Below are 20,936 nucleotides of genomic sequence, written 5' to 3'. Positions count from 1 at the left end.
GGGAGCAACCCATGCTCGACATCAATCGCAGGATCCTGCCCGGCTTCGGTCTCTCGCTGGGCTACACCCTGCTCTACATCAACCTGCTGGTCCTGATCCCGATCGTCGGGATCGTCATCAAGTCGGCGGAGCTCTCGTGGGACCAGTTCGTCGAGGCCGTGTGGAACGAGCGCGCGGTCGCGGCGTACAAGCTCACGATGGGCGCGTCCTTCGCGGCCGGCCTGATCAATCTGGTGATCGGGCTGCTGATCGCGTGGGTGCTCGTCCGCTACGAGTTCCCCGGCAAGAAGCTGTTCGACGCGCTGGTCGACCTGCCGTTCGCGCTGCCGACCGCGGTCGCAGGGCTCGTGTACTCGAGCCTGTACGTGCCGAACGGGTGGTTCGGGCGGTTTCTCGTGCCGCTCGGCTTCCACGGCGCGTACTCGCGGACGGCGGTCGTCCTGGTCTTGACGTTCGTCAGCTTCCCGTTCGTCGTCCGAACGGTCCAGCCGGTGATCCAGGACCTCGACGCCGACGTCGAGGAAGCCGCGGCCTGCCTCGGCGCGAACCGTCTCCAGACCTTTCTGCGGGTGATCTTCCCGACCATCCTGCCGGCGCTGATCACGGGCTTCGCGCTCGCGTTCGCCCGGGCGATCGGGGAGTACGGTTCGGTGATCTTCGTCTCCGGCAACATGCCGTACCAGACGGAGATCGCGCCGGTGGTCGTCGTCTCGAATCTCGAAGCGTTCAAGTACGGCGACGCCGCCGCCGTGGCCGTCGTGCTCCTGGCGATGTCGTTCAGCGCGCTCTTCGCGATCAACCTGCTCGAGCGCTGGAGCCGGAGGCGGTATGTCTGAGCCAATCGGAGGAAAGTCTCGACGCGGCGCCGAGGATCCCGCGATCGTCCGCTGGACGATGATCGGGGTCGCGTTCCTGATCATGACGGTCCTCGTCCTCGTGCCGTTGATCAACGTCTTCTACGAGGCGTTCGCGCAGGGCTTCGACGTCTACTGGGCGAACCTGTTCGAGGACGAGGACACGATCTCCGCGATCACGCTGACCTTGAAGGTCGCGCCGGTCGCCGTGGTGCTCAACCTGATCTTCGGGCTCGCGGCGGCGTGGGCCATCGCGCGCTTCAAGTTTCCGGGGCGCTCGTTGCTGACCGCGCTGATCGACCTGCCGTTCGCGGTGTCGCCGGTCGTCGCAGGTCTCCTCTTCGTGCTGCTCTTCGGTCTGCAGGGCTTCCTCGGGCCGTGGCTGCGCGAGGAGGGAATCAAGATCATCTTCGCCTATCCCGGCCTGGTGATCGCGACGACCTTCGTCACCTTCCCGATCATCGCGCGCGAGCTCATCCCGCTCATGGAGGCGACCGGGGCGGACGAGGAGATCGCGGCGGTGAGCCTCGGGGCGAAGGCGCGGCACCTCTTCTGGAGGGTCACGCTGCCCAACGTCAAGTGGGGAATTCTCTACGGCCTCATCCTGTGCAACGCACGCGCGATGGGTGAATTCGGCGCGGTGGCGGTGGTGTCGGGCCGCATCACGGGTCAGACCGACACGATGCCGCTGCGGGTCGAGAAGCTGTTCCAGGAGTACAACCTGCCGGGCGCGTTTGCGGTCGCGTCCGTGCTGACGCTGCTCGCGCTGGTCACGCTGGTCATCAAGGTGACGCTCGAGTGGCGTACCCGTCGCGAGATCGAGGAAGCGACGCGCCTGCGCACTGCGGGCGGCGAGGCCTGAGGAGGTCCGTCATGAGCATCACGGCCAAGAACATCACCAAGCGCTTCGGTGACTTCGTCGCGCTCGACAACGTGACCGTCGAGGTGCCGGGCGGCTCCCTGGTCGCCATCCTCGGGCCGTCGGGCTCGGGCAAGTCGACGCTCCTGCGCATCATCGCGGGGCTCGAGGTGCCCGATTCGGGAACCGTGCACTACGAGGACGACGACGTCACCGCGTCGCACGTGCGCGAGCGCAACGTCGGCTTCGTCTTCCAGCACTACGCGCTGTTCCGGCACATGAACGTGTTCGAGAACATCGCGTTCGGTCTGCGCGTGCGGCGCTGGCCGAAGAAGAAGATCGAGCAGCGGGTGAACGAGCTCATCCGGCTCGTGCAGCTCGAGGGCCTGGGAAGATCCCTCCCTTCCCAGCTCTCGGGGGGGCAGCGCCAGCGTGTGGCGCTGGCGCGAGCGCTGGCGCCGTCCCCCAAAGTTCTTTTGCTCGACGAGCCGTTCGGTGCGCTCGACGCGAAGGTCCGCACCGAGCTGCGTCAGTGGCTGCGTCGGCTGCACGAGGAGATCCACGTGACGAGCCTGTTCGTCACGCACGACCAGGAAGAGGCGTTCGAGGTCGCCGACCAGGTCGTGATCATGAACCACGGCAAGATCGAGCAGGTCGGCACGCCGGGCGAGATCTTCGAGCACCCGGCGAACCCGTTCGTCATGGACTTCCTCGGCGACGTGAACGTCTTCCACGGCCGCATCGAGGGCGGGCGGATCAAGGTCGGCGACTTCGAGGTCGGCTCGCCCGACTCGACGGCCGAGGACGGAGCGTCGGCGACGGCGTTCGTCCGCTCGCACGAGCTCGAGATCTCGCGCACCTGGAACGGTCGCAGCTCGACGATCAAGGGCGAGGTCGTGCAGGTCAATCCTGCGCGCGGCGTCGTCAAGGTGCGGGTGATCGCGCAGGACTTCGGTCTCGCGCTCAACGTCGACGTCGGCTGGGAGCGCTTCGCGGAGCTGCGCCTCAGCGTTGGTGATCACGTCTATGTCTCGCCGCGCCGCGTGCGCGTGTTCGTTCAAGACTACGCCATTTGAGGAAGGGAGCTCATCATGGGGACGACGGTTCAGGCTGCGCCGGACAAGGCGCGCATCGAGCAGGCGACCGACGACGCTTTGCAGCGCATCAGGGCCGCCCTGCAGGGGCTTCGCTACGGCGCCGTGACGGCGCTCGTGCAGGACGGCGTGGTGGTCCTCGTCGAGAGGACCGAGAAGGTGCGGCTGTCGCACCGCGAGCGATCGTCGTAGCGCGCACGTCAAACATCACGAAGCCGACCCGAGCAAAGGGAGGCGATTCCACCATCTTCGCCGCGGGCTGACCGGAACGACCGGAGGCAACGCGATGCTCGACCCGAAAGGAGCATTCGATGCACCGGTCGATCGGAAAGAAAACGGCGGCCGGCCTCACCCTGGCCGCCCTCCTCTTGTTTCAGCTCACAGTGCCATTGACGGCGGCCGCGCAGTCGCGCGCCGACCTCGAGCAGCGCATCCGAGACCTCGAGCGTAAGCTCGAGCGGCTCGAGCGGCTGCAGGGCGAGGGCGCGGCGCCGGCCGCCGTCCCGGCCGCGGCCCCAGCGCCGGCCGCCGGCGCGCAGCCCATCGACGAGGAGCGCGTCAAGGCGATCGCGCAGGACGAGATCAAGAAGACGAAGCCGCTCACCGGATACAAGGACGGCTTCTTCATCGAGTCGCAGGACGGCAACTACAAGATCAAGTTTCGCGGTCTAGTCCAGGCGGATGCGCGCTGGTTCCCGAACACCTCGGGTGACGACGGAACGAGCGCCTTCTTCCTGCGCCGCGTGCGTCCGACCATCGAGGGCACGGTCTTCAAGTACTTCGACTACAAGATCATGCCGGACTTCGGTGGCTCGGGCAGCACGAGCATCTCGCCGTCGCTGCAGGACGCCTACGTCGACGTCAAGTACTTCCCGTACGCACGCTTCCGCGCTGGTAAGTACAAGGTGCCGTTCAGCCTCGAGCGCTTGCAGTCGGGCTCGAACCTGCTGTTCGTCGAGCGCTCGCTCGCGCAGAACATCCCGCCGAACCGTGACGTCGGCTTCATGCTGCACGGCGATCCGTTCTCGAACGGAGTGTTCTACTACGAGCTCGGCCTCTTCAATGGCTCGGTCGACGGCGGCTCGGTCGACGGCGACTTCAACTCCGACAAGGACTTCGCGGGCCGCTTCTTCATCCATCCGTTCGCGACGACCGAGTCGGACGCGCTGAAGAGCTTCGGCTTCGGCTTCGCCGGCACGTACGGCAACAACGACGACGATCCGATCGACGGCACGCGCATCCAGACCGCGGGCCGTGCGACGATCTACCGCATCGCCTCGGGCGTCACGGGCGACGGCATCCACAGCCGGCTTGCCCCGCAGTTCTACTACTACTGGGGACCGTTCGGGATGATGGGCGAGTACTACTGGTCCGACCAGGCCGCGAAGGGTCCGCGGGAGGACGGCAGCACGGCGAAGGCCCGCTTCACCAACCAGGGCGGCTTCCTGCAGGCGTCGTACGTGCTGACCGGCGAGAACGCGTCCTTCAAGGGCGTCATCCCGGCCAACCCCTTCGACCCGGTCAACGGTGACTGGGGTGCGTTCGAGATCGCGGCCCGCGGCTCGTGGGTCGATCTCGGCGACGAGGCGTTCGAGGCCGGCTTCGTGAACCCCGAGACCTCGGTCGGCAGCGCGGTCGCGTACACCGCTGGTGTCAACTGGTACTGGAACCCCCACTTCAAGGTGCAGCTCAACTACGAGCGCACCGAATTCAACCGCCCGATCAAGATCGACAACGCCGTTCGCAGCCGCGAGGACGTGCTGCTGGCGCGCTTCCAAGTCGCCTTCTGACGGGTCCAGCCACGGCGGCCGCGCGCGAGGCTAAGCTTCGCGCGCGGCCTGCCGATAGAAATTTCATGCTCGATCTGACGTCCCCGTTCGTGACGATCTTCGCGCTCGTCGCGCTCGCGCTGCTCGCCGTCGCCGAGCGCAGCTGAGGCGTCGCAGGCCCGTCGCGCGCTGCGACGACCGCGCCCGGAACCGGAGCCGCGCCCAGGCCGCGCTCGCGGGAAAGACGTCGGTCGCCGCGGGGTTCACGACGTGCGGCTCGATCGAGTTCGGCCCACGCTCCGGGCTCACACGTCGACGATGGTCTCGAAGCCGCCGTAGATCAGCCGCCGGCCGTCGTACGGCATCGGGTTGACGTCGGGCGCGAGGCGCGGGTCGTCCATGACCTTCTTCATCCCTGCGTCGCGCACGGCGCGCGACGGCCAGACGATCCAGGAGAACACGACGGTCTCGTCCGGCTGGCACTTCACCGCCATCGGGAAGGACGTGAGCTTGCCCTCCGGCACGTCGTCGCCCCAGCACTCGACGACCTTCAGCGCGCCGTGCTCCTTGAACACCAGGGCCGCCTTCGCGGCGTGCTCGCGGTACTTCTCGCGGTTTGCCGTCGGAACCGCGGCGACGAATCCATCGACGTAGGCCATCTCGCTGCTCCTTTCCCCCATCACGGGTTGGCTCTCTCGTGAGCTTGTCGATCGCGCCGGGCGCAGATCGACGTCGGCGGGAGAAAAAGAGCGGGACGAGATGCCTACGCGCGCGCGAGCCAGCCCTGCTCGATCGCGGTCGGGCGCGCCTGCCCGATGCGGGCGTCGAGCCAGCGCCGGGCCTCGCCGTGACGGCCGCACTCGAGCAGCGCGACCAGGTAGGTCTGGCGGAAGAGATCGTTCTGCGCGTCGCTGCCGCCGACGCACGCGACCTCGGGCAGCACCGGCTCGAGCAGCGCCACGCAGCGCGCCGCCTCCCCGGCGGCGAACGCGGCGCACGCGGTGACCAGCGGCACGCCGACGTCGCGGAAGACGCGCGCCGCGGCACCCGTCTGCCGGAGCGCGTAGGCGCGCAGCGCATCCAGCGCGTCGTCGACGACGTCGTCCATGCCGGCGCGCGTCAGCGCGTAGGCCCAGTGCGCGTTGAGGAACGGAAAGCACTGCTCGTACGCGCGCTCGACGACGTGCGGCGCGAGCGCGCTCCACTCGTCGTCGAGCCGCTCCCCGGTGAGCTCGATGCGCCACAGCAGCGAGATCGCGTCGGTCAGCTCGACCGCCGAGGCGCCGTCCGCTCCGACGACGCGCTCGTGCAGCAGCTCGAGCGCGCGTTGCGCGTCGCCGAGCGCGAGGTGCAGCAGCGCGACGTGCCACCAGTTGTGGCAGCGGGTCGCGCCCGAGTGCTCGACCCACGTCGGCGAGAGCTCCGTCAGCAGCGCGAGGCCCTCGTCGATGCGGCGCTCGTTCAGCATCTGGTGCGCGAGCGCGTGGTGCGCCCACGCCGTGCTCGGCTCGAGCTCGATCGCGCGCCGCGCGGCTCGCTCGGCGCGCTCGAACTCGCGGCACATCTCGAGCGCGAACGCGTGCATGGCGAGGAAGTGCGGCGAGCCGTCGTTGACGCTCGCGAGACGCTCCATGAAGCGCAGGTGCCGCCGGTAGTCCGGCGCCTGGATGAACAGGAACTCCGCGAGCTTCGCCGCGACGAGGTCGCGCGGCCAGTCGAGGGCGATGCGCTCGTGCAGCGCGATCGCGGTCTGCAGATCGTTGCGCGCCCACGCCGAGAGCGCGTCGAGCAGCAGCGTCTCGCGCGGCGTCAGATGGTCGCGCAGCGCGTCGGCGCGCGCGAGCAGCGGCAGGGCGTCGCGCTCGATCGCGGCGCTCGACTGCGCGTAGAAGTGCAGCGCCGCGGCGTACGCCTGGGCGAGCGCGCAGTCCGGGTTCTGCTCGGCGAGCGCGAAGACGCGGCCCGCGCCGTCGCGGGCGGCGAGGAAGTCGTCGGCGAAGCGGTCGAGGTCCTCGACGAGCGCGCTCGAGGCGGCCGAGATCTCGTAGCCGTTGCGATCCGTGGGCATGAACGTTCCTTCGGAGGGAGCGCGCGCCGACGTTAGCGCGCGCCGGGCGCGTGCCCGAGCGGCGCGGCTCGTGCGAGCGCGCCCGGGGCTCGTGCCTGCGTGAGCTCTCGTGCCGGTCGCGCGGCGCTGCGCGGCGGTCAGCGGAATTCGTCGAGCGCCGCCGCGCGGAAGGCCTCGAGCGTCGCGTCGCGGTAGGCGCCGCGCGGCTCGTTGAGCCAGATGAAGTCGGTGAGCTCGCCGCGGCGCGTGCCGAGCACGCGCAGCCGGCGGCGCGCGACGTACGGCGCGGCGAGCGAGTCCGGCACCACGCCCACGCCGACGCCGTTCAGCACCAGCTCGAGCACCATGTCGGTGGTCGCGGCCCACACCTTGACCTCGACCGGCGGCCGCGCGTCGCCCAGGTGGTGCGCGAGCCAGCGCTCGATCAGCGGATCGCTCTGGTAGTAGTCGACGACCGGCGTCGTGCGCAGCTCGCGCGCGTCGAAGCCGCCGCGGAAGAACTTCCTCCCCGAAACCAGGACGAGCTTCTGCGCGAAGAGCCGCGTCGCCTCGAGGTCGCGCGCGCCGCCGCCGAGCGGCTGGAAGGAGAAGGCGTAGTCGAGCCGGTTCGCGAGCAGCCGCGCCGTCAGGTCGTCCTGCGGCGCGAACAGCAGCCGCAGCGACACCCGCGGATGACGCTCGGCGAAGCGCGACAGGAACGACGCCAGGCGCACGCGCGGGAAGCCGAGGAAGAGCCCGACGCGGACGAGGCCGCGGATCTCGCCGCCCTCGCCGACCACCTCGTCGACGGCGCGCTGCAGCGCCGCGTGGTGGTCGCGCAGACGCTCGTGCAGCAGGCGTCCCGGACGCGTCGGCACGAGCCGCTTGCCGACGCGGTCGAAGAGCTTGACTCCGAGCGAGCGCTCGAGCGCCGACAGGCTCTGGCTCACCGCCGAGCGCGTGCGCCCGAGCTCCTCCGCGGCGGCGCTGATCCCGCGCCGCTCGGCGACGGTGAGGAAGACCTGCAGCTTGTTCAGGTCGAGATCGTTCAGTTTCACTGGACGAAGTGGATAGGAAAGTTAACGTTGCTGATCAATCGCGAGCCCGCTAGTCCTGGCTGCTCCGGAGGAGGAGCGCGATGCAGGGCGAAGGGACGAGCACGATCGGCGGCACCAACGGCACGCAGCAGGTCGAGGGCGCAGGCGGCGCGCTGCGCGCCGAGGTCGCAAGCGCGCCGCGCGAGATCCGGCTCGACGTCGAGGCGATCCGCCTGCGCGTGCGCCTCGGCTGCCAGCCCGCCGAGCGCGCCGTGCCGCAGGACGTCGAGGTCAAGATCGGAATCCGCTTCGCCGAGCTGCCGCCCGCGTGCTGGACGGACCTGCTCGAGGACACCGTCTGCTACGCCGAGCTCGCGACGCTCGCCCGCGAGCACGTGCGCGGCCGCGAGTTCCGCCTGATCGAGCGCCTCGCGCTCGAGCTCTACGGCCTCGTGCGCAAGCGCCTGCCGCGCGGCGCGCGCCTCGCGCTGACGGTGACCAAGCTCGCCCCGCCGGTACCGGAGCTCGAGCGCGGCGTGCGCTTCACGATCGCCGACGACTGAGCAGCGCAGGCTGCCGGTCCGAGGCGACGAGACGAAGGAGAAGCCGTGGACGCCTACCGCGAGCTGCTCGAGCGCAACGATCCCGACGTCTTTCGCGCGATCGCCGGCGAGGAGGCGCGGCAGCAGCGCGGCGTCGAGCTGATCCCGTCTGAGAACTACACCTACCCCGAGGTGCTGGGCGCGCTCGGCACGGTGCTCTGCAACAAGTACGCGGAGGGCTATCCCGGCCACCGCTACTACGGCGGGCAGGAGTACACCGACGCGGTCGAGCGTCTCGCGCGCGAGCGGGCGTGCGCGCTGTTCCGCGCCGAGCACGCGAACGTCCAGCCCCTCTCCGGATCGCCGATGAACCAGGCGGTCTACCTCGCGTTCCTCGAGCCCGGCGACACGGTGCTGGCGATGGACCTGTCGCACGGCGGCCACCTGACGCACGGCGCGCCGGTCTCGCACATGGGGCGGATCTTCCGCTTCGTGCGCTACCGCACGCACCCGGACGACGCGGGACGCATCGATTTCGACGAGCTGCGCCGCATGGCGCGCGAGACGAGGCCGAAGCTCGTGCTCTGCGGCTACACGTCGTATCCGCGCGACTACGACTACGCGGAGTTCAAGCGCGTCGCCGACGAGGTCGGGGCGATCACGATGGCGGACGTGTCGCACGTCGGCGGGCTGATCGCGGCGGGCGTGATGCGCAACCCGTTCGACGCCGGCTTCGACGTCGTGACCACGACGACGCACAAGAGCCTGCGCGGCCCGCGCGGCGGCATGATCCTGTGCCGCAAGGAGCACGCGCAGCGCATCGACAAGTCGGTCTTCCCTGGTCTGCAGGGCGGGCCGCACATGCACACGATCGCCGGCATCGCGGTCGCGCTGAAGAAGGCGCAGGAGCCGGCGTTCCGCGCGTACGCGGAGCAGGTGCTGAAGAACGCGCGGCTGCTCGCCGCGGAGCTCGTGGCGCGCGGCGGCGTGCTGGTGACCGGCGGCACCGACAATCACATGATGGTGCTCGACACGGTGCAGAGCTTCGGCATCGATGGGCGCGAGGCCGAGCGTGTGCTCGACGCGGTGTCGATCACGACCAACAAGCAGGTGATCCCGGACGACCCGAACCCGCCGCTGCGTCCGAGCGGCATCCGGCTGGGCACGCCCGCGGCGACGACGCGCGGCATGCGCGAGGAGGAGATGCGCCGCCTCGCCGCTTGGATCGTGGAGGCACTGACGTCGCGCGCCGACGAGCGGCGCCTCGCGGAGATCCGCGCCGAGGTCGAGACGCTGTGCGCGCGCTTCCCGGTGCCGGGGCTGCCCGCCGCGCCGACGGCGCGGGCGGCGTAGGATCCGTGCACGCGCCGGGCTGGGTTCGTGCCGGTGGGCGCGGTGCGGTGGGCCCGGGTCCGGTGCCGCGCCTCGCACGGCGCGGACCGCGGCGGCTCTCGCGTCCGCCGAGGACGGCTCGGGAGAGCGGCCCCGGACCCGGCCACATCGCGGCGCGCCCACCTGCACCAAACCCGCGCACGAGCGTGACGCCACCGCACGGTGACGTCAGGGCGCCGACGACGTGGGCGCGGGCGCGCGATCCCAACCGTCGCGCCGGTCAAGACAACCGACGCGTCCGCGCTTGGCTTCCCACCGCGCGCGCTCGTATAACGCCTCGCGCATGACGACCAGCACGTCCGTCGCCGCCGCGCGCGCGCTGCGCGGCAAGGCCGCGATCGTCGGGCTCGCGGAGCTCGAGCCCACGAAGACGCCCGAGGGCCGCACGCCGCTCGGCCTGATCGCGGAGGCCTCCATCGCGGCGATCGAGGACGCCGGCCTCGGGCGCGCCGACGTCGACGGCCTCGTCGTCTGCCCCGCGATGATGCAGTACTCGATGCTCTGGCCCTCGATCGTCGCCGAGCACCTCGGGCTCTCGCCGCGCTACCTCGACTTCGTCGACCTCGGCGGCGCCACCTCGTGCGCCATGATCGCGCGCGCCGCGACCGCGGTCGCGACCGGACGCGCGCGCGTCGTGCTCTGCGTCAACGGCGACACGTGGGATCCCAAGGGCATGTACTTGAAGCCGCCGCCGCTCGCGACGCAGATGCGCGACTTCACGCTGCCCTACGGCGCCGCGGGCGCGAACGCGGACTACGCGATGGCGGCGAAGCTGCACATGCACCGCTACGGCACGACCTCGCGTCAGCTCGCGAAGATCGCCGCCGACCAGCGCACGAGCGCGCAGCAGAACCCGCTCGCGCTCTTCCACGGCAAGCCGGCGACGATCGACGACGTGCTCGCCTCGCCGATGGTGTGCGACCCGCTGCACCTCTTCGAGGTGGTGATGCCGTGCACCGGCGCCGAGGCGGTGATCGTCACGAGCGCCGAGCGCGCGCGCGACCTGCCGCATGCTCCCGCGTACGTGCTCGGCTTCGGCGAGGCGCTCGAGCCCGATCCGTTCCAGCGCGAGGACTTCCTGGTCACGCCGACCGTCGAGTCCGCGCGACGCGCGTTCGAGATGGCGGGGCTCGGGCCGCAGGACGTGACGCTCGCCGAGATCTACGACTGCTACACGAGCGCGGTGCTGATCGAGCTCGAGGACGCGGGCTTCTGCGCGAAGGGCGAGGGCGGTCCGTTCGTCGAATCGCACGACTTGACGTTCGCCGGCGACTTCCCGCTCAACACGCACGGCGGCATGCTGTCCTTCGGCCAGCCGGGGCTCGGCGGCGGCATGACGCTGGTCGTCGAGGGCGCGCGTCAAGTCATGGGGCGCGCCGGCGCGCGTCAAGTCAAGCGCAACGACGTCGCCTTCGTGCACGGCAACGGCGGCACGTTCACCGAGGAGTGCTCGCTGGTCCTCGGGAGGGAGCCATGAGCGACGCCGCCGACCTCGCCAAGATGTCGTTCCCGCGGCCGCTGCCGGCCGTCGAGGGCGACGCGGCGCCGTACTGGCGCGCGCTCGCCGCGGGTCGCATCGAGCTGCCGCGCTGCAAGGCGTGCGCGAAGCTGATCTTCTACCCGCGCGCCTTCTGCCCGTCGTGCCTGTCGCGCGACGTCGCGTGGGAGGAGGTCGCGGGCACGGGGCGCGTCTACACCTTCACCGTCGTGCGCAAGCCGACCACGCCGTGGTTCTTCGCGCACGCGCCGTACGTCTATGCGGTGGTCGAGCTCGACGCCGGCGTGCGCCTGCCGACGCGGCTCGTCGACTGCGACCCGGAGAAGGTCGAGATCGGCATGGCGGTCGAGCCGGTGTTCGAGCGCGTCGACGACCAGGTCACGCTGCTGCACTTCCGCCCGCGCTGACGCGCAGCAAGCGCCGAAGCACGCGCAGCCTCCCCACGAAGTTCCCACGCTCGTACGCGCACGGTTGCCTGCTCGCCGCGGTTGTGCGGAATTGCACCTTGCCCGCCACTCGCGGCGGGCGAGTCGGAGGACACGTGGGCATCACCTACCATCGCAACCAGTTCGTCGACGACGAGGCGGCGACCGTCACCGTACGGGCGAAGGCGCTGAACTACGGGCTCGGCTGCTTCGGCGGCATCCGTGCTTACTGGAGCGAGGAGAAGCGCGAGCTCTACGTGTTCCGGCTCGAGGATCACGTGGCGCGGCTGCTCGAGTCGGCGCGCATCCTCGGGCTCGAAGCGCCGGCGACGGCGGAGGAGATCGGCGAGATCATCCTCGAGCTGCTGCGCCGCAACGACGCGCGCACCGACTACTACATCCGCCCGCTGATCTACGTCGACTCCGACGATCTCTCGCCGACGCTCACCGACGTGCCGATCTCGCTCAGCGTCTACTGCCTGCCGCTCGGGCGCTACTTCACGAGCGAGTCGATTCACCTCTGCGTGTCGTCGTGGCGACGCGTGTCGGACAACGCGATCCCGGCGCGCGCCAAGCCGACGGGCGCGTACCTGAACTCGGCGCTCGCGCGCGCCGAGGCGAAGCGCAACGGCTACGACGACGCGATCGTGCTCACCGAGACCGGTGAGGTCAGCGAGGCGAGCGCCGCGCACCTGCTGATCGTGCGCCGCGGCGAGCTCGTGTCGCCGCCGTCGACGTCGGACAACCTCGAGGGGATCACGCGGCGCAGCATCCTCGAGCTCGCGGCCGCGCCGCCGCTCGGCTTGCCGGTCGTCGAGCGCAAGATCTCGCGCACCGAGCTCTACGTCGCCGACGAGGTCTTCCTCTCCGGCACCGCCGCGGAGGTGACGCCGGTCGCGAGCATCGACCGTCGCGTGATCGGCAACGGCTCGATCGGCCCGGTGACGCGCGCGGTCGCCGAGCGCTTCCGCTCGGTCGCGCGCGGCGGCGATCCGAAGTACGCGAGCTGGCTGACGCCGGTGTGGCGCGACGCGAGCCGGCGCAGCGCCGTCGCGTCCTAGCGGACGTGTACTCGCAGCGTCGGCGTCGAGCCGTCGCGGCTGTCGCGTCCCGAGCGGACTTCCGCTCGCGCGGCATCGAGCCGGCGTCGAGCCAGCGTCAAGCGCCGCCCGACTCGCCGAGGCGCGAGGCGAGCGTCGCCGCCATCAGCACCTGCATGAGCTCGCGCTGGCTGCGCGTGCTGGTCTTCATCAGCAGGCGCTTGACGTGCGTGCGCGCGGTGTTGAGCGTCACGCCGAGCCGGTCGGCGAGGTCCTCGAGCGGGCCGCCCTCGACCAGGTGGCGCGCGAAGTTCGCCTCCGCGGGCGTCAAGCCATAGAGACGGCGCAGGATCATCTGCGCGTCGGGCGCGGTCGCGTGCGGGTCGGTGATGAACACGATCGCGGCCGGTCCGGTGGCCCACGGCCCCGGTACCTCGCGCGTCAGCGCCGCCACCATGACGACCAGCGGCTGGCGACCCGAAGCGGCACGCGAGATCAGCAGCGTGTCGCCGCTCGGCCCGAGCTCGCCCTCGCGTCCGCACGCGCCGCTCACCGCGCGCTCGAGCGCTCCGTGCTCGCGCGCGTCGACGGCGCGCAGCTTGCCGGCGCGCACCGAGAGACCGTCGCCGGCGCTGAGCATGCGATCCGCGGCGCGGTTGGAGAACGAGATCATGCCGCGCTCGTCGAGGAAGACGACGCCGATCGTCAAGCGGTCGAGACCCTCGACCGCGGCGCGGTGGCGCAGATCGACGTCGGCGAGCCGGCGTCGCACCTCTTCCGCGCGCCGGATGTGCGGCAGCAGCCGCTCCATGACCGCCACGTCGCCGGTGTCGAAGCACTCGCGGTGGCGCGCGCGCAGGATGTGCAGGATGACGGCGCTGCTCGGGCTCGCCCGCAGCACGCTGCCCATGATGTGCAGCACGCCCTCGCGCAGCAGGAAGTCGTTGACGTACTCCGTGCGCAGCGCCTCACGCAGCGGCACCAGCTCGTGACTCAAGCGGACCGCTCCTTGACGCACCGGAACGCCGCTCGCGTGCAGGTAGATGTTGCGCGGCGCCCAGTCGCGCTCGTAGGCGCGCGTCTGCTGCTCGTCCGTGCCGTACATCGTGTGCACGGTGGCGCGACCGTCACGCAGGGAGTGCTCGACGATGCCGGCGACCTCGCCGCCCGTCACGTCGACGATGCGACGCAGAACCGTCGTCCACGCCTCGGGATCCACGCTGGCCGCGTAGATCGCATCGACGACGCCGAGCAGGTCGCCTTCGGTGGGCTTCCGATGTCGGCTGGCCATGAAGCTGCCTCGTTGCGGAGAACCACGTGCCACCGTCGAAGTCAATGCAAAACGTTTGGTGCACGTGCGCGCGACCTGCGACCGAACGAGCGACCGCGCGGTCGAGCGCAGGCGACCGCGCGGTTGACCGGCACGGCGCCGGCTCGTAAGCAGGACGCGCCCGCTCGGAGACGTCATGCCGACGAAGTACCTGCGAACAGGCGATCTCGCGCTGAACTACGCACATTCGGGAGCGACGACGCTGCCCGACGAGCCGCCCGCGCTCTCGCGTGGCACGTGCCTGGTCTTCGTCCACGGCGAGGGCGGCAGCGCGCCGCTGTGGTCGCGCCAGCTCGCGCACTTCGGCGCGGCGCACAGCCCCGTCGCGCTCGACTTGCCGGCGCACGGGCGCTCGAGCGGCCTCGACGGTCCGCAGTCGGTCGACGAGGCCGCGGAGCACGTGCGCACGCTGCTCGCCGGACTCAGTGCGCCGCCCGCAGTGCTGATCGGGCACGGCTTCGGCGGCCACGTCGCGCTCGCCGTCGCGATCGCGGAGCCCGGGCGCGTGCGCGGCGTGGTGACGATCGGCACCGCGGCGCGCGCGGCCATCCCGGACGACGCGATCGCGAAGCTGCGCGACGTCGTGCGCGGCCGCCTCGGGCAGCAGTTCGACACGCCGTACTTCGGCGACGCGCCCGACATGGCGGTGATGCGCGAGTGGTGGAGCGAGATGGTGAAGACCGATCCGAGGGTGCGCCTCTCCGACATGCTGGCGTACCGCGCGTCGACGATTCCCGAGCGGCTCGCGCGCGTGACGTGCCCGGTGCTCGTGCTGGTCGGGGAGGCGGACAAGCTGTGCGCGCGCGACGGCGCAGACGAGCTCGCGCGCGCGCTGCCGCGGGCGCGGCTCGTCACGGTGCCGGGCGCGGGACACGTCGCGCACCTCGAGAAGGCCGACGAGGTGAACGCTCACATCGAGCGCTTCGTCGCGGAGCTCGCGGCATGAGCCTGCGCAACGAGATCGCGATCGTCGGCGCGTACGAGCACCCGCGTCGCTGGGCGCCGGACAAGACCGCGTTCCAGATCGCTGCGGAGTGCGCGCGCGGCGCGCTCGAGGACGCCGGGCTCACCATCCAGGACGTCGACGGCTACGCGACGTCGGGCGTCGGACCGATCGGCGCGCTGTCGATGTGCCACCACCTGAACCTGAAGCCCGACTGGATCGACTCGACCGCGATCGGCGGCTCGTCGTTCGTCGCGCAGGTCGCGTACGCGGGCGCTGCGATCCGCGCCGGGCTGTGTCACACGGTGCTCATCACCTACGGCAGCACGGCGGCGTCGGAGCGCTTCGCGATCGGCACCGGCGGCGGCTTCTCGACCGATCCGCCCGACAACTTCGACATCCCCTACGGTCCGACGATCGTCGGCGCGTACGCGATGGTCGCGCAGCGACACATGTACGAGTACGGCACGACGAGCGAGCAGCTCGCCGAGATCGCGGTCACGATGCGCCGCCACGCGTCGCTCAACCCGCACGCCAAGTACCGCGATCCGATCACCGTCGAGGACGTGCTCGCGTCGCGCATGATCTCCTCGCCGCTGCACCTGCTCGACTGCTGCGTGATCTCGGACGGCGGCGGCGCGCTGGTCGTCACCTCCGCCGAGCGCGCGCGCGACCTGCGCAGGAAGCCGGTTTTCGTCCTCGGCGCGGGCGTGGCGAACCGGCACAACGGCATCGGCCAGCGCGACATCCTCGACATCGCGGCGCGCCAGTCGGGCGCCAAGGCGTTCGAGCGCGCCGGCGTCACGCATGCCGACGTCGACCTGTGCATGATCTACGACTCGTTCACGATCACCGTGCTCTCGACGCTCGAGGCGCTCGGCTTCTGCAAGCCGGGCGAGGGCGGCGCGTTCGTGCAGAACGGCCGCATCGGGCTCGGTGGCGAGCTGCCGGTGAACCTCGACGGCGGCGGGCTGTCGTCGAACCATCCCGGCATGCGCGGCATCTTCCTGGTGATCGAGGCGGTGCGTCAGCTGCGCGGCGAGGCGGGCGCGCGTCAGGTCGAGGACGCAAAGATCGCGCTCTGCCACGGCACCGGCGGCTGGCTCGGCATCAAGCACAGCGGTGCGACGCTGATCCTGGGCGCAGGGTAGGGGCGAGCTCGTGGAGAAGGAGAAGACGTACAAGAAGCCGATCCCGCGCATCGACGAGGAGTCGAAGGGCTTCTGGGAGGCGTGCCGGCGTCACGAGCTCGTGCTACAGCGCTGCACGTCGTGCAACACGCTGCGCTACCACCCGCGCGCCGTGTGTCCGCAGTGTCTGTCGAGCGACGCGAGCTGGGAGCGCATGAGCGGCCGCGGCACGGTCTACACCTTCACCGTCACCTATCAGAACCAGGCGCCCGGCTTCCGCGACGAGTTGCCTTACGTGCTCGCGTACGTGACACTCGACGAAGGCATCCAGATGCTCACCAACATCGTCGGCTGCCCGCCGGACGAGGTGCGGATCGGCATGCCGGTCGAGGTGACGTTCGAGGACGTGAACGACGAGATCGCGATCCCGCGCTTCAAGCCGGTCGCGAGCGAGTAGCAAGAGGCGGGTGACCGCGGAAGCGGCGCCCAGCCGGGGAAGTCACGTGATCCTAGATCTGCATCTCCACTCGGAGGCCAGCGACGACAGCCGCGCGCCCGTCGAGGCCTACCTCAAGATCCTCATGCGCAAGCGCGCCGAGCGTCCGCTCGATGGCTTCGTGCTCACCGAGCACCGCAAGTTCGACCCGCACGCCGACTACCGCCACCTCGAGGACAAGTACGGGTTTCGCATCCTGCGCGGCGCCGAGGTCGAGACCGAGTACGGGCACATCCTGATCTACGGCGTCAATGCCGACATCCTGCGCCGCTTCGACTTCTCGAACGTCCGCCTGCCGGCGCAGGAGGTGATCACCGAGGTCGCGCGCATGGGCGGCATCGCGGTGCCGTGCCACCCCGGACGCGCGAACGTCGGGCTGTGCGCGCACTACGAGACCAAGCCGCCGCTCGAGGGCGTGGTCGCGGTCGAGGCGCTGAACGGCGGCAGCAAGGCCGCCGAGAACGAGCGCGTCAAGGACCTGATGGCGCAGTACGGCTACCACGGCTTCGGCGGCAGCGACTCGCACCTGGTGAGCTTCATCGGCATCTGCGCGACCGAGTTCGAAGACGACATCGCCGACGAGCAGGACCTGGTCGAGGCGCTGAAGCGCGGCCGCTACCGCGCCGTCGACTTCCGTCAGCGCCGCGCCGCGACCGGCGACGCCGCAGGGGCGGCGAGCTGAGCGGCGCCGCGCGCGCCGACCGTTCCGCCGCGATCAGATCAGCCGCGGTCGAGCAGCGTCGGGTTGAACACCGACGGCGGTCCGGGGTCGAGGTCGCGCGTCTCGCGCGTCGCGCCGTTCCCCTTGCCGGCGACCGAGCTCACGGGGCAGCCGGCGAGTCCGAAGCTCGCCGTGAGCAGCAGCACGACGACCAGGCGAACGTACGGCACCCGGCGCCGCGAGCTCCGATCCAACACGAGCTAGGCATAACCGGACGCTTAACCGTCGGCAATTCGAGCGGCCGCCAGCGCGCGACGAGCTCGGTTGCTGCGGTGGTCACGGCCCCGGCGGACGCGGCAGCCTTGCGCACCCGGGCGGCCGCCGCGAGACCATCCCGGGGTTCACGGGGAGCACCCTCATGATGTACGTCCACGACGAGGACGAGATCGGACAGTCCCTCGCGCGCTGGATCGCGGACGGCGAGATGGCGAAGGAGCAGATGTCGTGAGCGCGGCGCCGCGGCGTCACAAGAAGCCGATCTCGCCGGTGCGCGCCTGGATGGAGTACCAGGGCGTGCGCCTGCTGCTCGGAAGCCTGCGTCGCCTGCCGCTCGAGCGCGCGAGCGACGCGATGGCGCGTCTCGTCGGCGGCGGCATGCTGATCACGCGGCGCTGGCGCGAGATCGGTCTCGACAACCTGCGGCGCGCCTTCCCGGAGCGCGACGAGGCCTGGTGTCGCGAGACTCTGCGCGCGTCGTTCGCGAACCTCGGCCGGCTCGCCGCCGAGGTCGCGTGGTTCGACGACCTCCGTCCGGGCAACATCCACGAGCGCGTCGGCTTCGCCGACGCCGAGTCCGAGCGCATCTGGCACGAGCGCGTCAACGCCGGGCGGGCGATCGTCGCGACCGGACACTTCGGCAACTGGGAGCTCTTCGCGCAGGCGCAGGGCCTGATGGGCCACCCGATCCACATCGTGCACCGGCCGCTGCGCAACCCGCGGCTCGACGACCTGCTGAACCAGCTCCGCTCCCGCGCCGGCACGGACGTCATCTACAAGCACGCCGCGGCGCGCGAGATCATCCGGCTGCTGCGCAACGACGCGATGATCGCGATCCCGATCGACCAGCATCAGCCCGGCGCCGAGGGGGTCCCGATCCCGTTCTTCGGGCGTCCGGCGGCCACGACGCCGGGTCCCGCGCGGCTCGCGCAGCTCACGCGCTCGCCGATCGCGGTCGCGGTGCTGGTGCGGCGCGGCACGAGCATCCGGCACGACATCCTGATCCGCCCGCCGCTCGACCCGCCGGAGCGGGGCCATGCGGCGCTGCTCGAGGTGATGACGCGCCTCAACCGAGACTTCGAGGAGATCGTGCGCCGCTACCCCGAGCAGTGGCTGTGGATGCACCGCCGCTGGCGGCTCGACTGAGCCGGAACGGCGCGTCGTTCTCGCCTGGCGAGGCGCGCTCGCGCGTCGTGCCCGGCAGCCGCGTCTGGGGACGACGTGCGCCTTGCGGCGCTTGGCCCCGGAGCGATATGACACCCGAACCATGGCCGGATCCCGCAGCCGTCGCCGGAAGAAGCGCGCCGCGCAGGCGCGCGACGGCAAGGCGCAGGCGCCGCGCCCGGCGGCCGAGACGGTCGCCGCGACGCCGGCCAAGGACGCCGATCCGGCCGCCCTGCGCGCGGAGGTGCGGGCGCTGAAGAAGGCGCTCGCCGCCGCCGAAGAGAAGCTGGCCGACGCCGAGGCGCGTCGCAATCGCGCCGTCGCGCGGGCGACCGCCGCGCTGCGTCGCGAGAACGAGTCGCTCGAAGCGCAGCTCACGCTGCTCGTGCAGGAGGTCGGTCAGGTCAAGCACATCGTCGAGCGCGTGCCCCGCCTCGAGGCCGAGCTCCGCGCCAAGGAGGAGCTGCTCGCCGAGCGCGAGCGGGCCTGGCAGGAGGAGCGCGCGCTGCTGCAGCAGGAAATCGCACGCCTCAGCGGTGCGGCGGCCCCGAACGGCGCCGAAGGCGACGTCGCCGCGCCCAAGGCACGAGCCCACGCCGCGGCGGCGTCCGCCGGGGCGCTCGAGTCGGTCGGGTGACCAGTCCCTCGGCTCGCGGTCCTGCAGGCGTGAAGTCTGCTCTTGACAAGGTGCGCGAGGCGCCGGGCTCGACCAAGGCGCGCATCCTCGCCGCGGCGCAGGAGGTCTTCGCGGCCAAGGGCTTCGAGGGCGCGTCGACGCGCGAGATCGCGGCGCGCGCCGAGGTCAACATCTCGAGCCTGCACTACCACTGGGAGTCGAAGGAGCGGCTCTACCTCGCGATCTTCGAGCGCATCCTCCAGCAGCTCGTCGATCTGCTGCGCGACGAGATCGTGATTCCCGAGTCGCCGGAGGACGCGCGCGCGGTGGTCGAGCGCGCGATGGGTCTGACCTTCGACTTCTACGTCGAGAATCCGACCGTTCCGCGACTCCTCATGCGCCGCCTCATGGAGTCGGATCTGGTCGAGCCTTCGGAGATGCGCGCGACGCTCGCGCCGAACTGGAAGCAGTTCGCCGAGTGGGTGCGGTCGTTCACCGCCAACCGCCTGTCCGAGAAGGACCTCTCGTTCTTCATGCTGACGGTGCAGTCGGTGCTCTTCGTGTCGATGCTCGACACGCCGTTCGTCCGCGAGATGCTCGGCGGCAGCATCCAGGATCCGGAGGTCCGCGCGCGCGTGCGCGGGCAGATCGTTCGCCTCGTCGAGACGCTCATCGGGCTCGACGGTCTGCAGGAGGGAGCCAAAGGGGGCGGCCGAGAGTGAAGGCGTTTCTCACCGCGTCGTTCGACGCGGCGAGCCTCGCGCGGCTCGAGAAGCTCATGCCGGTCCACGTCGAGGACTGGCGCGTCACCAAGAACCTGTTCTTCGACGGCGCGCAGTTCGCGAAGCGCATCCGTGAGGAAGGCTGCGACGTCGTCATCGTCGAAGCCGATCTCGTGCACCGCGACGTGCTCGACGCGGTCGATCTGAAGATCATCGGCGCCTGCCGCGGCGAGCCGGTCAACGTCGACATCGCGCTCGCGACCGAGAGGGGCATCCCGGTCTTCCACACGCCGGCGCGCAACGCCGACGCGGTCGCCGACCTGACGCTGTGCTTCATGCTGACGCTCGCGCGCCACGTCTACGACGCGGTGTCGTTTGTCAAGAACGGAGAGAATCGCTTCGGCGACGCGAGCGACTTCCTGAAGATGTACGAGGCGATGACGGGCGTCGAGCTCTACGGACGCACCGTCGGCCTGATCGGCTTCGGCGCGATCGGACAGCGGGTCGCGCGTCGCGTGCTCGCGTTCGGCGCCCGCGTCCTCGCCTACGATCCGTTCGTGCCGGACGAGGCGTTCGAGCGCATCGGTGCGGCGCGCGGCGAGCTCGACGACGTGCTGCGCGCCGCGGACTTCCTGTCGCTGCACGTGCCCGACGTCCCGCAGACCAAGGGCATGCTCGGCGAGCGCGAGCTGGGGCTCCTCAAGGAGGGCGTCTACTTCGTCAACACCGCGCGCGCCGCGGCCGTCGAGGAGGAGCCGCTCTACCAGGCGCTCGCCAGCAAGCGCATCCGCGCCGCGGCGCTCGACGTCTTCTGGAACGAGCCCGTGCAGCCCGACAACCGCTTCGTCAAGCTGCCGAACGTGATCGCGACGCCGCACATCGGCGGCGCGACGGTCGACGTCATCGCCCACCAGGGCGAGATGATGTGCCAGTCGATCGAGGCGTACCTGCGCGGCGAGGAGCCGCCCTACATCGCGAACCCCGAGGTCCTGGCGAGCGCGCGTCGCCGCTAGAAAGAGCTCGAGGCAAGCGGTGAAGGTC

General features: G+C 70.7%; 23 protein-coding genes. 18 read left to right on the top strand and 5 right to left on the bottom strand.

Annotated features, from left to right (window positions below; all coding sequences use genetic code 11):
* Positions 1-11: 11 nt before the first annotated feature.
* The 5 genes from cysT (at position 12) to VIS07_13945 (ending at position 4,597) form a co-directional block, all read left to right on the top strand.
* Positions 12-836: a sulfate ABC transporter permease subunit CysT gene (gene cysT / locus VIS07_13965; GenBank protein HEY8516612.1), complete on the top strand. Its 825-nt coding sequence runs from the start codon at positions 12-14 to the stop codon at positions 834-836.
* Entirely contained in the window at positions 829-1,716 is an 888-nt protein-coding gene (gene cysW, locus VIS07_13960) for a sulfate ABC transporter permease subunit CysW (protein HEY8516611.1), read from the top strand. The genes cysT and cysW overlap by 8 nt, the downstream gene beginning before the upstream one ends.
* Before the next feature lie 11 nt (positions 1,717-1,727).
* A complete protein-coding gene (locus VIS07_13955; protein ID HEY8516610.1) occupies positions 1,728-2,789 on the top strand; it encodes a sulfate/molybdate ABC transporter ATP-binding protein in 1,062 nt (353 codons plus the stop codon).
* A gap of 15 nt (positions 2,790-2,804) precedes the next feature.
* Positions 2,805-2,999, top strand: a complete 195-nt coding sequence (locus tag VIS07_13950; protein HEY8516609.1) for a YezD family protein — start codon at positions 2,805-2,807, stop codon at positions 2,997-2,999.
* A gap of 119 nt (positions 3,000-3,118) precedes the next feature.
* Positions 3,119-4,597: a porin gene (locus VIS07_13945; protein HEY8516608.1), complete on the top strand. Its 1,479-nt coding sequence runs from the start codon at positions 3,119-3,121 to the stop codon at positions 4,595-4,597.
* Between the two features lie 284 nt (positions 4,598-4,881).
* On the opposite strand, the gene VIS07_13940 is transcribed toward VIS07_13945, so the two are convergent.
* The 3 genes from VIS07_13940 to VIS07_13930 form a co-directional block, all read right to left on the bottom strand.
* Positions 4,882-5,235: a DUF1428 domain-containing protein gene (locus tag VIS07_13940; protein HEY8516607.1), complete on the bottom strand. Its 354-nt coding sequence runs from the start codon at positions 5,233-5,235 to the stop codon at positions 4,882-4,884.
* A gap of 104 nt (positions 5,236-5,339) precedes the next feature.
* Positions 5,340-6,644: a hypothetical protein gene (locus VIS07_13935; GenBank protein ID HEY8516606.1), complete on the bottom strand. Its 1,305-nt coding sequence runs from the start codon at positions 6,642-6,644 to the stop codon at positions 5,340-5,342.
* 137 nt (positions 6,645-6,781) lie between these two features.
* Positions 6,782-7,681, bottom strand: a complete 900-nt coding sequence (locus VIS07_13930) for a LysR family transcriptional regulator (GenBank protein ID HEY8516605.1) — start codon at positions 7,679-7,681, stop codon at positions 6,782-6,784.
* An 80-nt stretch (positions 7,682-7,761) separates the two neighbouring features.
* Between VIS07_13930 and VIS07_13925 the strand changes: the two genes are divergently transcribed.
* The 5 genes from VIS07_13925 (at position 7,762) to VIS07_13905 (ending at position 12,578) form a co-directional block, all read left to right on the top strand.
* Entirely contained in the window at positions 7,762-8,223 is a 462-nt protein-coding gene (locus VIS07_13925) for a dihydroneopterin aldolase (protein ID HEY8516604.1), read from the top strand.
* Between the two features lie 45 nt (positions 8,224-8,268).
* On the top strand, positions 8,269-9,555 hold the full coding sequence (gene glyA, locus VIS07_13920; protein ID HEY8516603.1) for a serine hydroxymethyltransferase: 1,287 nt from the start codon (positions 8,269-8,271) through the stop codon (positions 9,553-9,555).
* Between the two features lie 322 nt (positions 9,556-9,877).
* Positions 9,878-11,071 carry a thiolase family protein gene (locus VIS07_13915; protein HEY8516602.1) on the top strand — a complete coding sequence of 398 codons (1,194 nt, stop codon included), beginning with the start codon at positions 9,878-9,880 and terminating at the stop codon, positions 11,069-11,071.
* Positions 11,068-11,499, top strand: a complete 432-nt coding sequence (locus VIS07_13910) for a Zn-ribbon domain-containing OB-fold protein (GenBank protein HEY8516601.1) — start codon at positions 11,068-11,070, stop codon at positions 11,497-11,499. Before VIS07_13915 ends, VIS07_13910 begins: the two co-directional genes overlap by 4 nt.
* 134 nt (positions 11,500-11,633) lie before the next feature.
* The gene (locus VIS07_13905; GenBank protein HEY8516600.1) at positions 11,634-12,578 is read left to right on the top strand and encodes a branched-chain amino acid transaminase; all 945 of its coding nucleotides are present in this window, start codon (positions 11,634-11,636) and stop codon (positions 12,576-12,578) included.
* Between the two features lie 97 nt (positions 12,579-12,675).
* Here the strand turns inward: VIS07_13905 and VIS07_13900 are convergent, their stop codons facing one another.
* Complete coding sequence (locus VIS07_13900) at positions 12,676-13,848, bottom strand: hypothetical protein (protein HEY8516599.1); 1,173 nt, start codon at positions 13,846-13,848, stop codon at positions 12,676-12,678.
* A gap of 175 nt (positions 13,849-14,023) precedes the next feature.
* On the opposite strand from VIS07_13900, the gene VIS07_13895 reads away from it, so the two are divergent.
* Genes VIS07_13895 through VIS07_13880 form a run of 4 tightly spaced genes read left to right on the top strand, consistent with a single transcriptional unit; the run spans position 14,024 to position 17,138 of the window.
* Positions 14,024-14,833, top strand: a complete 810-nt coding sequence (locus VIS07_13895) for an alpha/beta hydrolase (protein HEY8516598.1) — start codon at positions 14,024-14,026, stop codon at positions 14,831-14,833.
* Positions 14,830-15,981 carry an acetyl-CoA acetyltransferase gene (locus VIS07_13890; GenBank protein HEY8516597.1) on the top strand — a complete coding sequence of 384 codons (1,152 nt, stop codon included), beginning with the start codon at positions 14,830-14,832 and terminating at the stop codon, positions 15,979-15,981. The genes VIS07_13895 and VIS07_13890 overlap by 4 nt, the downstream gene beginning before the upstream one ends.
* A gap of 10 nt (positions 15,982-15,991) precedes the next feature.
* A complete protein-coding gene (locus tag VIS07_13885; protein HEY8516596.1) occupies positions 15,992-16,417 on the top strand; it encodes a Zn-ribbon domain-containing OB-fold protein in 426 nt (141 codons plus the stop codon).
* Between the two features lie 46 nt (positions 16,418-16,463).
* On the top strand, positions 16,464-17,138 hold the full coding sequence (locus tag VIS07_13880) for a PHP-associated domain-containing protein (GenBank protein HEY8516595.1): 675 nt from the start codon (positions 16,464-16,466) through the stop codon (positions 17,136-17,138).
* 38 nt (positions 17,139-17,176) lie between these two features.
* Here the strand turns inward: VIS07_13880 and VIS07_13875 are convergent, their stop codons facing one another.
* Positions 17,177-17,347 (bottom strand): hypothetical protein, encoded by a 171-nt coding sequence (locus VIS07_13875; protein HEY8516594.1) that lies wholly within the window; start codon positions 17,345-17,347, stop codon positions 17,177-17,179.
* Positions 17,348-17,621: 274 nt separating this feature from the next.
* On the opposite strand from VIS07_13875, the gene VIS07_13870 reads away from it, so the two are divergent.
* From VIS07_13870 to VIS07_13855, 4 genes are all read left to right on the top strand, one after another.
* Positions 17,622-18,539 (top strand): lysophospholipid acyltransferase family protein, encoded by a 918-nt coding sequence (locus VIS07_13870; GenBank protein ID HEY8516593.1) that lies wholly within the window; start codon positions 17,622-17,624, stop codon positions 18,537-18,539.
* 121 nt (positions 18,540-18,660) lie between these two features.
* Positions 18,661-19,194: a hypothetical protein gene (locus VIS07_13865; protein HEY8516592.1), complete on the top strand. Its 534-nt coding sequence runs from the start codon at positions 18,661-18,663 to the stop codon at positions 19,192-19,194.
* Positions 19,195-19,223: 29 nt separating this feature from the next.
* Positions 19,224-19,895 carry a TetR/AcrR family transcriptional regulator gene (locus VIS07_13860; protein HEY8516591.1) on the top strand — a complete coding sequence of 224 codons (672 nt, stop codon included), beginning with the start codon at positions 19,224-19,226 and terminating at the stop codon, positions 19,893-19,895.
* Positions 19,892-20,908 carry an NAD(P)-dependent oxidoreductase gene (locus VIS07_13855; GenBank protein HEY8516590.1) on the top strand — a complete coding sequence of 339 codons (1,017 nt, stop codon included), beginning with the start codon at positions 19,892-19,894 and terminating at the stop codon, positions 20,906-20,908. Before VIS07_13860 ends, VIS07_13855 begins: the two co-directional genes overlap by 4 nt.
* The last annotated feature ends 28 nt before the right edge of the window (positions 20,909-20,936 follow it).

The sequence above is a fragment of the Candidatus Binatia bacterium genome (assembly GCA_036563615.1).
GTDB lineage: Bacteria > Desulfobacterota > Binatia > UBA12015 > UBA12015 > DATCMB01.
This window is presented reverse-complemented; position numbering and strand designations above follow the sequence as displayed.

Excerpts from the sequence above, each read along its gene's own strand:
- cysT (HEY8516612.1), top strand. The coding sequence starts at position 12 with ATGCTCGACATCAATCGCAGGATCCTGCCCGGCTTCGGTCTCTCGCTG.
- cysW (HEY8516611.1), top strand. The coding sequence starts at position 829 with ATGTCTGAGCCAATCGGAGGAAAGTCTCGACGCGGCGCCGAGGATCCC.
- VIS07_13955 (HEY8516610.1), top strand. The coding sequence starts at position 1,728 with ATGAGCATCACGGCCAAGAACATCACCAAGCGCTTCGGTGACTTCGTC.
- VIS07_13950 (HEY8516609.1), top strand. The coding sequence starts at position 2,805 with ATGGGGACGACGGTTCAGGCTGCGCCGGACAAGGCGCGCATCGAGCAG.
- VIS07_13945 (HEY8516608.1), top strand. The coding sequence starts at position 3,119 with ATGCACCGGTCGATCGGAAAGAAAACGGCGGCCGGCCTCACCCTGGCC.
- VIS07_13940 (HEY8516607.1), bottom strand. The coding sequence starts at position 5,235 with ATGGCCTACGTCGATGGATTCGTCGCCGCGGTTCCGACGGCAAACCGC.
- VIS07_13935 (HEY8516606.1), bottom strand. The coding sequence starts at position 6,644 with ATGCCCACGGATCGCAACGGCTACGAGATCTCGGCCGCCTCGAGCGCG.
- VIS07_13925 (HEY8516604.1), top strand. The coding sequence starts at position 7,762 with ATGCAGGGCGAAGGGACGAGCACGATCGGCGGCACCAACGGCACGCAG.
- VIS07_13915 (HEY8516602.1), top strand. The coding sequence starts at position 9,878 with ATGACGACCAGCACGTCCGTCGCCGCCGCGCGCGCGCTGCGCGGCAAG.
- VIS07_13910 (HEY8516601.1), top strand. The coding sequence starts at position 11,068 with ATGAGCGACGCCGCCGACCTCGCCAAGATGTCGTTCCCGCGGCCGCTG.
- VIS07_13900 (HEY8516599.1), bottom strand. The coding sequence starts at position 13,848 with ATGGCCAGCCGACATCGGAAGCCCACCGAAGGCGACCTGCTCGGCGTC.
- VIS07_13895 (HEY8516598.1), top strand. The coding sequence starts at position 14,024 with ATGCCGACGAAGTACCTGCGAACAGGCGATCTCGCGCTGAACTACGCA.
- VIS07_13890 (HEY8516597.1), top strand. The coding sequence starts at position 14,830 with ATGAGCCTGCGCAACGAGATCGCGATCGTCGGCGCGTACGAGCACCCG.
- VIS07_13865 (HEY8516592.1), top strand. The coding sequence starts at position 18,661 with ATGGCCGGATCCCGCAGCCGTCGCCGGAAGAAGCGCGCCGCGCAGGCG.